Source organism: Blautia sp. CGZ-1-C1 (assembly GCF_056504575.1).
This window is the reverse complement of record NZ_JBWLUT010000044.1, coordinates 14,661-27,574: the sequence shown is the minus strand read 5'-3', so window position 1 is coordinate 27,574 and position 12,914 is coordinate 14,661. Positions and strand designations below refer to the sequence as shown.

The window sequence follows — 12,914 nt, the reverse complement described above, 5'->3', positions numbered from 1 at the left end:
TTTAGGACGTAGTTTTAACTTATCGTGAAACGCTTTCGCGTTTTTCGTGCGCCGCTTCAGTAGTGCAGATCTCTCTGTACCAGCTGTTCTTTATAAATAACCATGTTGTCACGCAGATAATCGAAACCAAGTTCGTTATTGGTAACATAGGTAATGTCGCAGTTGTATGCAGCACGACGTTCATCCTGCTTCATATCATTTAAAACAACGCCGACAGTCAGGCCAAGGAATTCATGGATCTGTCCCATCTCTTCTGCATCTCGTTTAGCCAGATAGTCATTGACTGTTACGATATGCACACCTTTACCTTCCAGGGCATTTAAGTATGCCGGAAGTGTGGCAACAAGTGTTTTACCTTCACCTGTTCTCATCTCTGCGATACGTCCCTGGTGAAGAATGATACCACCGATTAACTGCACTCGGAAATGCTCCATTCCAAGAACACGTTTACCGGCTTCACGTACAACCGCAAATGCCTCTGGAAGCAGATCATCTAATGTCTCTCCCTCTTCCAGACGTTTCTTGAACTCTCTTGTCTTTCCTTTCAGTTCCTCGTCACTTAACTTCTGCATGTCCGGGCGCAGGCTCTCGATTTTCTCAACCAGAGGCATGATACGCTTAACCTCTCGCTGGCTGCGGGTCCCGAATACTTTTGAAAACATATTCATATTAGGTTTTACTCCTGTTAATCTCTCTATTTTTACAAAGCATTGCTGCTATACACCGGCATCTGTACGACGCCGGTTATTATTGTTTACTCCGTTCACTGCAAACATAATAGCAGCATGCGAACATTACAAACGATTTTTCTGTATACACAATACTAAACTATTCTAACACTTTCCAGTATGGAAAACAATGAATTTTTCATAAACAAAATAAGAAAATTGTTACTAAATCTGTTCTTATTCACATGTCACTATCCCGCGAAGTGTTTGAACATAAAATACCAAAAGCAGCAAGTCCCCACCCACTTCTTATTGCTCTTCGCAACCTCCGCAGGGGACTTACCTGATTCGGTCAAATACGTTTAGTATCTACAATCAGGCGTCCTAATTTCTGTAATTCTTTCTCGGCCTGTACAAAATCCGGTAAGTGCCACTCCCAGTTCGGAGAACCGATTGTTCCCGGTATATTAATATGGCCTTCTTTTCCCAGTCCAAGGATATCTGCCAGCGGGATGATCGCATATTCCGCCTGATTCTGCATGGTATACTGAAGGAATCGGTCTTTGACAGAACCCTGTGATGCCCCTGCTTTCTTTAACATACGGCGAAGTTTTCTTCTGGATGCAGTGCTCATATTTTCATACCACTGCATAATCGTGTCATTGTCATGAGTTCCTGTATAGAAAATCATGTTTTCCACATCATGGAAGGTATCCCTGGCATATTTTCCACCTGTTTCGATAGAAAAGATAAGGATTTTCATTCCTTTCAGATGGTAATGATCCTTTAATACCAGAACTTCCGGACGGAGCAGTCCCAGATCCTCAGCCACCAGATTCAGCCCCGGAAGCTCTTTCTGAAGTGTGTCAATCACTTCATATCCAGGTGCTTCGATCCATTCGCCGTCAATCGCAGTCGGACAGGTTGCAGGAATCTTCCAGTATGTATCAAATGCACGGAAATGATCGATTCTGATGATATCAAACAATTTATTGCTGTAACCGATTCTGTCTACCCAGAACTGATAATTCTGTTCTTTCATATGTTCCCAGTCGTAAATCGGATTTCCCCATCTCTGACCTGTCGCGCTGAAATAGTCTGGTGGTACTCCTGCAATAAAGATCGGACGTCCGTCTGTGTCCAGAAGGAAATTATCCTTACCGCCCCACACATCTACAGAATCCTGACCTACATAGAACGGAACATCGCCCATGATCTCAATACCGGCTTCGTTTGCCGTTTTCTTTACGTCCATCCACTGAGTGTAGAAAATATACTGAAGGAACATCTGATACCGGGCCTCTGCCTCGACTTCTGCTGATAATGCATGTCTGTTCTCCGGCCAGTTTCTGTCCTCTTCCGCCCAGTCATTCCAGCAATTTCCGTTATTTGCTTTCTTCAATGCACGGAATACACCATATTCATACACCCATTCCTGTGCTGCAAATTCTTTATATGCAGACTCTTCCTGTCCCTTTTTCTTTGTAAAAACTTCAAAAGCTTCTCTCAGGAACGGCTCTCTGTACTGACGGACAGCTTCGTAATCTACTCTCTTCGCATTCTGTAAAAAAGCTTCAGGTGCTGTCTTCAGCAGCCCATCCTCTGCAAGTTTGTCCAGACTGATATATATTTCATCACCAGCGCAAGAGGAATATGGCTGATATGGAGAATTTCCGTAACCAACTGGGTTAAGTGGAAGAATCTGCCATATTTTAACATGATTCTTTTTTAGTAATTCTATAAAATGAAATGCTGCTTCTCCGAGTTCCCCGGCACCAACACGTGATGGAAGTGCGGAAACTGGCATTAATACTCCGGCTTTTCTCATTGCGTTTTTGCTCCTTCTTTCTTTACAGGATTTTCTGTATATTCTATCATATTTTGAGTACTACGTCAAAAGTGAAAAACCAGGCTTAAAGCATTAGATTTCCTATGCTTTAAACCTAGTATGGCTCACGCTAATTAGCGACCTGCTTCATTTGTATAAATTCCCATCTACTGCGTTGTCGTCAATCGCCGTAGCCACCGCTACGCCTCATTCCTTCGCCTTGTAGATGAAAATTTATCCAGCATGAATCAGATCGTTAATTAGCGTGAGTCATACTAGCTTAATCTTCGCATCCTGTTTACTGAAAATTATTCCCTCTCAGATTCTTTCTTATATTCTCCTGTAATTGCAAATCCATGATCCATCGGTCCGCTGCCTTTTCCAAGGTCAAGCATCGCTGCCAGTGCTCCGGAAATATAATCTTTGGCGCGCTCTACCGATGTATCCAGATCAAAGCCTTTGGCAAGATTTGAGGCAATAGCACTGGAAAGCGTGCAGCCGGTTCCATGGGTATTCGGATTGTTAATACGTTTTCCCTCAAACCAGCGATAGCTGCCATCCCGGTAAAGCAGATCATTGGCATCATTTAGCTTGTGTCCGCCTTTACACAAAACCGCGCAGTGATATGTATCACTGATTTTCTTTGCTGCTGCGATCATATCATCTGCCGTATGAATCTCCATCTCTGCCAGAACTTCCGCTTCCGGAATATTCGGAGTCAGTACACTTGAAATCGGAAGCAGACGCTGTTTCAATATTTCGATTGCCTCATCGCTGATCAGTTTCGCTCCGCTCGTTGCCACCATAACAGGATCGACCACGATATTTCCCGCTTTATATTCCTCCAGTTTGTCTGCAATCTTCCCAATCAGGGTGCTTGAAGATACCATTCCTATCTTTACTGCATCCGGATAAATATCTGTAAAAATATTATCCAGTTCCTCTCCCAGAAATTCCGGTGTCACTTCCATGATTGCAGTTACACCTGTTGTATTCTGTGCCGTCAATGCTGTAATCGCACTCATTGCGTATACACCATTTGCGATCATTGTCTTAATATCCGCCTGAATCCCAGCTCCACCGCTGGAATCACTGCCTGCAATTGTCAATGCTGTTTTCATTCCTCTACCTCTTCTTTTTCTTATTTAACCAGATAAAAACTTCTGCCTTTGCTACGTGGCTCTACACCGAATAACTGCTTCGCAGTTGATTCGGTTAAAAAAGCTTCCGCACAGAAGTTTGGGTTCTGCACGGAAGCTTTTCTTATGAAAACTTTTTTATGGCCTTTTTATGTTCTGATAAGACCTAGTACAGCGCATACTAGTGTACCAACAAGTTGATTTCCTGAACAATCTTACGTCTAAATTTCTTATTTCCGCGTTGTCGTCGGTCGCCGTAGCCACCGCTACGCCTCTCTCCTCCGCCTTGAAATAAGAAAATTTATCCTGCAAGATTGTTTCAAGAATCAACTTGTCGGCACACTAGAATTCCGGTTCAATCAGACCGTAAGTATTTCCTTTACGTTTGTAAACTACATTTACCTGCTCTGTTTCTGCATTGTAGAATACAAAGAAATTATGTCCGAGAAGTTCCATCTGTACGCATGCATCTTCCGGATACATTGGTTTAATTCCAAATTTCTTGGTACGGATGATCTTAACCTCTTCATCTTCTTCGTAGTCCTTGTCCAGATATGCTTTCTGGAAGTTGGCTGCTGCCTGCTGTTTGTCTACGATTTTATTTTTGTACTTGCGAAGCTGACGTTCAATGACTTCCTCTACCAGATCAATTGATACATACATGTCATTGCTTACCTGTTCAGAACGGATGATGTTTCCTTTTACAGGAATCGTTACTTCGATTTTCTGTCTTTCTTTTTCAACACTTAAAGTTACTACAACTTCGGTGTCAGGAGTGAAATACCTTTCCAGTTTACTGAGTTTGTCCTGGACCGCTGTCTTAAGACCTTCTGTAACTGTAATATTTTTTCCGCTGATGATAAATTTCATGCTTCCATCCCCTTTGCTGTTTGATGGGTCTATTATAACACATAATTTTGAATTTTAACACTATTTTATTAAAATTTCACATTTTTTCTGTTTACTTTAAGAATATCCTCAAAGTTCCCACCTTATTATGATAAAACCCACGTAATTTCCTATTTATTTTCATTACAAATATAATAATTATCGCAGGACTTCACGCTCTGATGTGTCGAATTAATTGCAATCTTTTATGGAATTGCTATAAGTTAAAGTTTAATCAATTCTGTAAATGGAATCCTTCCTCCAAAGAGATCCAGTGCGCTGCCTACTGTAACATCAAGTCTGTCTTTTCCGTATTTACGAAGATCCTCAATGTCACTCACAGAGCCGACACCTCCGGCATAGGTAACCGGATTTCCTCTGTATGCCCCAAGCAGAGCTGCCAGTTCAGTCTCTACTCCGCGTGCCTTACCTTCCACGTCTACCGCATGAACCAGAAACTCATCGCAGTAGTTTCCCAGTTCTTCCATAGTTTCTAATGTTACGATGACTTCCGTAAATTTCTGCCAGCGGTCTGTCACAATATAATATTTTCCATCTTTTTTGCGACAGCTAAGATCCAGAACCAGATTCTCTTTTCCCACAGTATCTTTCATTCTGTTTAAATTTTTCCAGGAAATTTTTCCATCTTTAAAGACGTAGGAAGTAACAATCACATGACTTGCCCCGGCATTCAGGTATTCCCCGGCATTATCCGGATTTACGCCCCCTCCGATCTGCAAACCTTTCGGATATGTACGAAGAGCAAGAAGTGCCTGCTCTTTCGTTGCTTCATAATAAGGAGAGTCATGACTGTTTAATAAGATCACATGACCACCCTTTATTCCTGCTTTTTTGTATAAATCTGCATAAAAAGATGCATCCTGTTCAGATACAAAATTCTCACTCGCCTGATCCTGTACATCTGTGAGACTCCCTCCCACAATCTGTTTCACTTTTCCATTATGTATGTCAATACATGGCCGAAATTTCATAGACCTGTTTCCTCCATTGTTATTTTATTGTTACTGAGAACAAAGTTAACAGCAATATTTTATTACTTTACTACGATAATACCATAAACCATTTCTGTTGTCTCGATTTTTTTAGAAATCCTGTCAATCATAATTGAGACTGCCGCATACGATATTGACATATTACACCAGTCTCCTTATGTCAGCAAAAAAATTGCGCGTCTAACTCATCACTGAAGCAATGAGAATATGACGCGCAGTTATTCAACGGATTCAGATAAATTCCATGTTTTAATTGAGCTCCTCTTTCTATCTTCCCTCCGCTGCATTTCCAACAGCATCGCCTACATCTTCAACTGCATCACCAACTCCTTCGCCCAGGTCTCTGACTCCATTCCCAAGTGCTCCGGAAACAGTTCCATCATTATTATCTGTTGCAGTATTATTATCGCCATTTACCGCATCACCTGCCATACCATCCTCTGCTGCTCCATTTCCAGCCAGTCCATCATCCGTCACGGTTCCATTGTCTGTATTATTTGTTGTATTATTTCCGGTTGTATTATTGCCGTCTGTATCGTTTCTGACTGTATTATCTCCAGCTACGTTGCCGTCTGTTGTGTTATTTTTCACACCATTATCTGCATCATCAACCGTATCATCTGTCACATTTTCATCCGTCATATTTTCCTCATTTGTATCTGCCTCATCTGCTGCATTGTTGGTATTTCCACACGCAGTAAACATACATAATGTCACAATAAGTGCCGCACTCACAAGAATCTTCTTTACTTTTTTTCTCATATTCGTCTCCTGTTCCCGGAAAGCAGTCCGCCTGTTCATGCGACGGAAATCCCTCCGCTTTTTGTATTATGATTTTTTATGTTGTATGATGCGAGAGTAAACCTTTTGTTTGTTCTCTGCTGTCATCGTATTTTTAATATGTGCATAAAAACCAATACTATTCTGGAAAATTTTACATTTCGTGTTATGATGCAAATGATATGTCAGCCTGATAAAAATTTCTGTAAACAGGATTCTTTGTCTAAAGAACTTAAACAAGCACTCACTTTGCTACTCCAAATGGTCTTGATGCCGGTTATAATCATTACACAACAGCCTCTGACCTGGCCAAAATTGCCCAGTATGCAATCAAAAAACCGATGTTTAGAACGCTGGCAGGATTCACAGAGACTTTTAACTTATGCATATTATCATTAAGCCAGGCAGATATTCACAATTGAAACAGAAAGCTTACTTGATTTCAGCAAAAAAGGAAGTGCCCGTGTTTTGTACCGGATGCACTTCCTTTTTTATTATTTTATGCTCTTATCATTATTTCGCGCTGATAACATCGCTCATATCATATTTTCCTGCCGGTTTTCCTGCAAGGAATTTGGCAGCTTCAATCGCACCTTTTCCAAATACAGCTTTAGAATATGCCGTATGCTTAAATTCGATCACTTCGTCCGGACCTGCGAAGATTACTTCGTGTTCTCCGACGATTGTTCCGCCACGAACTGCTGAGATACCAATTTCCTTGTCGTCGCGCATCTGGCGTCTCTGACTGCGGTCATAAGTATAATGATACTGGTTATCCATAGCCTCATTGATGCTGTCTGCCAGTGCAAGTGCTGTTCCACTCGGAGCATCCAGTTTCAGACGATGATGTTTCTCAACAACCTCGATATCAAATCCTGCTGTTGCCAGAACCTTTGCAGCGTCCTGAAGCAGTTTCATCAGAGTATTGATTCCGAGAGACATATTTGCAGATTTCAGAACTGCGACATTCCTGGCAGTCTCTTCAACCTTTGCAAGCTGTTCTTCACTTAAACCTGTTGTACATAATACAACCGGAAGGTGACGTTTCTCACAGTAAGCAAGAAGCGCATCTGTTGCTTTTGCAGAAGAAAAATCAATCAGGGCATCTGCCTCTACCTGACATTCTTCCATATTTGTATATACAGGGTAGCTGTTCTTTCCCTGATCTGCTACGTCGATACCTGCTACGATCTCGGCATCCGGATCTTTCTCAACAAGCCCTGAGATTACCTGACCCATATGACCGTTGCAGCCATGCATAATAATCTTTACCATTTGTATTTCCTTTCAAATTTACGCAAGTTTGATTCCAAAGTTCTTCAGTTCTGTAGCAAGTTTCTCTTTGTTTGCTTCTTCCATCTCGGATAATGGCATACGAAGAGGTCCTGCTTCACGTCCCATCAGGTTCAGAGCTGTTTTAACCGGAATTGGGTTTACTTCACTGAACAGTGCGTGAATTAACGGAATTGCTTTTAACTGAATCTCTGCTGCACCCTTTGTATCTCCCTCGAAGAATTTCATGACCATATCATGTGTTTCCTTAGGAGCAACATTGGAAAGTACGGAAATTACACCAAGTCCGCCTAGTGAAAGAATCGGAAGTACCTGGTCATCATTTCCGGAATACAGTTCAATGCATCCGTCTGCCATAGCCATCATAGTTGCGATCTGGGAAAGATCTCCGCTTGCTGCCTTAATACCAACGATATTCTTAACATTCTTAGCCAGTGCTACTGCTGTTGCAGGCTGGATATTACATCCTGTACGGCTTGGAACATTATACATAATGATAGGAGTTTCCGGAACCGCCTCTGCGATTGCTGTATAATGAGCGATCAGACCTTTCTGAGTTGCTTTGTTATAATAAGGAGTTACTACCAGAAGTGCATCTGCACCGTAAGAAGCAGCTTCTTTTGACATCATGATCGCGGTATCTGTACAGTTGGAACCTGTACCTGCGATAACCGGGACACGTTTATTTACTTTGTCGATTGCGAACTTAATTGTCTTAAGATGCTCTCCGTGTGTCATTGTAGATGATTCTCCTGTTGTTCCGCAAATGATGATCGCATCCGTACTGTTTGCGATCTGATACTCCAGGAGTTCCTCCAGTTTATCATAGTTGACCTTACCATCCTCATACATAGGGGTTACGATCGCAACACCTGCACCTTTAAAAATTGCCATTTGCTCTCCTCCTTTATTCTTCTGTAGATTCTATACAGACTGTCATTCCAGACAGCCTAACAGATTTCTGTTGTCAGTGTAGTTATGCTGTCTGCATATTTACGCAGGCTATCCGGTAACGTCCGTCCAGTAATCAGGATATGCATACTCTCATCTTTCATCTTGAGAATATCACCGATTGCCTCTTCGGTGGTGATTCCATAATCAAGAAGTCCTAGAATCTCATCCAGAAGCAGGAAATCACACTCCTGAGTTGCAATAACTTTTCGTGCAAAGTTTAAAGCATTAAGAATATTTGTCTTCTCTTCTGCTTTCTCCTCCTCATTCAATTCCTCATAACACTCATCATGCTTTTCGAAACGGAATATCTTGATATCCAGATTATCCAGTTCTTCCAGAAAGTCCAGTTCTCTGCGCTCTCTTCCCTTCAGAAACTGAATAATAATGACGCTTTTACCCTGGGCAGAAGCTCTCAGACACTGACCAATGGCCAGAGTTGTCTTTCCCTTTCCTCCGCCACAGTAAACCTCTGTAAATTCTTTTTCCATAACAAACAATTCCTCTTATCGTTATTGAAATTGTAGCTTATTAACTATTCGGCTATCTGCTATCCGCAAAGATACAGAACAGTTATCTTTCTTTTTTGTGTCATTATAGACATAAATAAACATGGTTACACTGTAACCTGTTTTTATCTGAATACGCTTATATTACCGCAGTTTATGAAGAATTGCAAGTAATTAATGCGGACATTCCTTTTCACGTTACTGTCCACTCCGTGCCCAGTAACACGCTTTGCAGAATAATAGCTTGTGAGCCATAACTTCTTAATAACGTGTAAAAGGCCTACTCCATATATTCCAGCTTACTTACAGAAACTTCATACGCAACTCTCTTCTCTGTTTCATTCTCCCCGATCCGCTTCATATATTCCCTGCTCTGAATGCGGCCCCAGATCAGGACATGGCCACCTACTTCAAAGGCTGATGCATAGCGGGCATTTCTTCCCCAGCAGATACATGGTATGTAGTCTGATTTTCCATAAGGACGGTTTACTGCCAGAAGTACATCTGCGATTTCTCTTCCAAGCGGAGTCTTTCTGTATACCGGCGGTTTACAGATAAATCCATCCAGAAAAATCTGGTTTACAGGAACCGTGTCATCCTCTTCTTCCACAAATTTCAGTTCTCTGGTAAACACAGAAAGCACCAGTCGGTTATGTTTTTCTTCGTGCCGGTTATAAGAGCGGAACTGTCCATGAATCTCTACATATTCTCCTATGTAGTCCTGTGTTACGTCCACCAGACGTTCAGAAACCATAACCGGAATTCTGTCTTCCGAATCACTTAGTCTCTTAACCAGCAGTTCTGTCATATAGAAGCCTTCCCCGAAGACCTGATGACTGAACGTAAATCCTGCTGCAATTTTTCCCATCATAGATACCTGATTGTTTTCAATAATTTTATCTGCCATAATGTGGTTCTCCTTCCTCGTAGAGCACTCCCGGTGAAATTTTTTTGTTACTGATACGCAATAGACAGTAAACATTTCCCGATGCTCTAGTGTACCTTGTATTGTTCTTTATATAGTTATGTACAGGCTTTCAGATTTAGAACCGGAATTTATAAAAATAAAAAAATTTATTTCAACACCTTGTAATCTGGCGAAAATGTGGTAAACTGAAACTTCGGGTAACTTATTAAAGAAAAAACACATATATAATAGGAAGAATAAAGTTACTGTTCACTCCGTTCTCAGTAACACGCTTCGCGATGCACAGGATTTATGCTAATCGCATAAATCCGCGCCGTATGTCTCGGGATTTTGGCATATTCATGCCAAAACACCTCGCGGAATAGTAGCGTGTGAACAGTAACCGAATAAATCATTAATTTAATTCATATTCAAATAGGAAAGGAAATCATTTTATGAGAACAAAACGTGAAGATGTCCGTAACGTAGCCATTATCGCACACGTTGACCATGGTAAAACTACTCTGGTTGACCAGCTTCTGAAACAGAGCGGTGTATTCCGTGAGAATCAGGAAGTTCAGGAACGTGTCATGGACTCCAATGATATCGAGCGTGAACGTGGTATCACTATTTTATCCAAGAACACAGCTGTTCATTACAAAAATACAAAAATCAACATCATTGACACACCAGGACATGCTGATTTCGGCGGCGAGGTAGAACGTGTACTTAAGATGGTAGACGGTGTTATTCTTCTCGTTGATGCTTTCGAAGGTGCTATGCCTCAGACAAAATTCGTTCTTAAGAAAGCACTGGAACTTGACCTTCATGTAATCGTATGTATCAACAAGATCGACCGTCCGGAAGCCCGTCCGGATGAAGTTGTAGATGAGGTTCTGGAACTTCTTATGGATCTTGGTGCTTCTGATGAACAGCTTGACTGTCCGTTCCTGTATGCTTCTGCCAAAGCAGGACATGCTGTGATCGACTTAAACGACACGCCTAAGGATATGGCTCCGTTATTTGAAGCAATCCTGAAATATATCCCGGCTCCGGAAGGAGATCCGGAGGCAGATACTCAGGTTCTGATCAGCACGATTGATTACAACGAATACGTTGGACGTATCGGTGTTGGTAAAGTTGAAAACGGTACAATCGCTGTTAACCAGGAACTGACTCTGTTAAACCATCATGATCTGGACAAACGTAAGAAAGTTAAGATCAGCAAGCTCTACGAGTTTGACGGTCTGAACAAAGTTGAAGTAAAAGAGGCCACTATCGGTGCTATCGTTGCTATTTCCGGTATCGCAGATATCCATATCGGTGATACTCTCTGCGCAGGGGATAATCCGGAAGCTATTCCTTTCCAGAAGATTTCCGAGCCTACTATTGCCATGAACTTCATCGTAAATGACAGTCCGCTGGCCGGTCAGGAAGGTAAATACATTACCTCCCGTCATCTGCGTGACCGTCTCTACCGTGAGCTCAACACAGATGTCAGCCTTCGTGTAGAAGACACTGAAACAACAGAAGCCTTTAAAGTTTCCGGACGTGGAGAACTTCATCTGTCTGTCCTGATTGAAAACATGAGACGTGAAGGTTATGAATTCGCAGTAAGTAAACCGGAAGTTCTGTATAAAACAGACGAACGTGGCAAGAAGCTTGAGCCTATGGAAATTGCTTATGTAGATGTTCCAGAAGAATTTTCCGGTACTGTAATCCAGAAGCTGAGCGAACGTAAAGGTGAACTGCAGGGTATGAGTACTGCCAGCGACGGCACTGTACGTCTGGAATTCCACATCCCTTCCCGTGGACTGATCGGATTCCGTGGTGAGTTCCTTACTTCCACAAAGGGTACTGGTATCATTAATACTATGTTTGACGGCTATGCACCTTATAAGGGAGATTTCCAGTACAGAAAACAGGGATCTCTGATCGCATTTGAGGCTGGTGAGGCTGTTACTTATGGCCTGTTCGCAGCTCAGGAGCGTGGTACTCTGTTTATCGGACCTGGTGCTAAGGTTTACAGTGGTATGGTTATCGGTCAGAATGGTAAGGCTGAGGATATTGAGTTGAATGTATGCAAGACTAAACATCTGACTAATACACGTTCTTCTTCTGCTGATGATGCGCTGAAATTAACTCCGCCCAGAGTTCTGAGTCTGGAACAGGCGATCGACTTTATCGATCAGGATGAACTGCTGGAGGTTACACCGGTATCTCTCCGTATCCGTAAGAGACTTCTGGATTCCAGAGAACGTAAGAGAGCAGCTTTCAGAAAAGCCTGAAACAAATAGAAACTTAAGAAAAACTAAGCCCCGCAGATTTTGCGGGGCTTAGTTTTTCTTAATCATTACTGTTCACTCCGTTCACAGTAACTCTTAATCTCCTGCAAACATAGTCAATCGGATATTCGCAATCCGCTTTCGCTACTTGCTCATAACCGAATAACTGCTTCGCAGTTTATCAGGAGGGGCTTGTACCCCTCCTGATACAAGTAAGTCCCCAACCACTGCTTATTGCTCTTCGCAACCTCCGCAGGGGGCTTACTTGATTCGGTTAAAAACATAAATCCTTCTACAAATTATATTGTTATATTTTCACGAAATTTTGAGTTAGTATTCGTTAACTTTTTGTATGTTTTGTGATTGACAAATGATTAACAAAGTCATATAATAGCATCATCGAGGTTGTTAATTTATTAACGTTATTTTTTTAACTTTCTCTCAGTTGCCAACAGAAAATATATTGTTAAATTTTTCTTATATATTCTGACAATTGATATTTTATTCACATTATTTACGTGATTATTCACAATTTTCACCATAATATTTCGCTACGCTTATATTAATATTACTGTTGACCGAATAATCAGTTTATTTGTATAATAAAACCATAACAGGTCACGGTAAATACTTTTAACGAAAACACAAACAGG

The 12,914-nt window shown here is 41.6% G+C and carries 10 protein-coding genes and 1 pseudogene; 1 reads left to right on the top strand and 10 read right to left on the bottom strand.

The genetic code is table 11. The annotated features are described in order from the left end of the window. Positions 1-59 precede the first annotated feature (59 nt). The 10 genes and pseudogenes from AC058W_RS02715 to AC058W_RS02670 form a co-directional block, all read right to left on the bottom strand. Positions 60-668: pseudogene (locus AC058W_RS02715) on the bottom strand (DEAD/DEAH box helicase); the annotation flags it as partial. Between the two features lie 352 nt (positions 669-1,020). Beyond that, a complete protein-coding gene (malQ, locus tag AC058W_RS02710) occupies positions 1,021-2,538 on the bottom strand; it encodes a 4-alpha-glucanotransferase (protein WP_479389676.1) in 1,518 nt (505 codons plus the stop codon). Between the two features lie 266 nt (positions 2,539-2,804). Further along, positions 2,805-3,617 (bottom strand): bifunctional hydroxymethylpyrimidine kinase/phosphomethylpyrimidine kinase, encoded by an 813-nt coding sequence (gene thiD, locus AC058W_RS02705; protein WP_117674245.1) that lies wholly within the window; start codon positions 3,615-3,617, stop codon positions 2,805-2,807. Between the two features lie 360 nt (positions 3,618-3,977). Continuing rightward, entirely contained in the window at positions 3,978-4,505 is a 528-nt protein-coding gene (gene hpf, locus AC058W_RS02700) for a ribosome hibernation-promoting factor, HPF/YfiA family (RefSeq protein ID WP_117674244.1), read from the bottom strand. Positions 4,506-4,747: 242 nt separating this feature from the next. Then, complete coding sequence (gene hisA, locus AC058W_RS02695) at positions 4,748-5,515, bottom strand: phosphoribosylformimino-5-aminoimidazole carboxamide ribotide isomerase (protein WP_117674243.1); 768 nt, start codon at positions 5,513-5,515, stop codon at positions 4,748-4,750. A gap of 288 nt (positions 5,516-5,803) precedes the next feature. Continuing rightward, positions 5,804-6,298: a hypothetical protein gene (locus AC058W_RS02690; protein WP_147324757.1), complete on the bottom strand. Its 495-nt coding sequence runs from the start codon at positions 6,296-6,298 to the stop codon at positions 5,804-5,806. Between the two features lie 531 nt (positions 6,299-6,829). Next, positions 6,830-7,591, bottom strand: coding sequence for a 4-hydroxy-tetrahydrodipicolinate reductase (dapB, locus tag AC058W_RS02685; RefSeq protein ID WP_117845062.1), 762 nt, complete (start codon positions 7,589-7,591; stop codon positions 6,830-6,832). 18 nt (positions 7,592-7,609) lie between these two features. Continuing rightward, the gene (gene dapA / locus AC058W_RS02680) at positions 7,610-8,503 is read right to left on the bottom strand and encodes a 4-hydroxy-tetrahydrodipicolinate synthase (protein WP_118609960.1); all 894 of its coding nucleotides are present in this window, start codon (positions 8,501-8,503) and stop codon (positions 7,610-7,612) included. 56 nt (positions 8,504-8,559) lie between these two features. Next, positions 8,560-9,051 carry a cob(I)yrinic acid a,c-diamide adenosyltransferase gene (locus AC058W_RS02675; protein ID WP_117674239.1) on the bottom strand — a complete coding sequence of 164 codons (492 nt, stop codon included), beginning with the start codon at positions 9,049-9,051 and terminating at the stop codon, positions 8,560-8,562. Between the two features lie 298 nt (positions 9,052-9,349). Then, positions 9,350-9,976, bottom strand: a complete 627-nt coding sequence (locus AC058W_RS02670; RefSeq protein WP_117674238.1) for a single-stranded DNA-binding protein — start codon at positions 9,974-9,976, stop codon at positions 9,350-9,352. A gap of 455 nt (positions 9,977-10,431) precedes the next feature. Between AC058W_RS02670 and typA the strand changes: the two genes are divergently transcribed. Further along, positions 10,432-12,264, top strand: a complete 1,833-nt coding sequence (gene typA / locus AC058W_RS02665; protein ID WP_118411067.1) for a translational GTPase TypA — start codon at positions 10,432-10,434, stop codon at positions 12,262-12,264. The last annotated feature ends 650 nt before the right edge of the window (positions 12,265-12,914 follow it).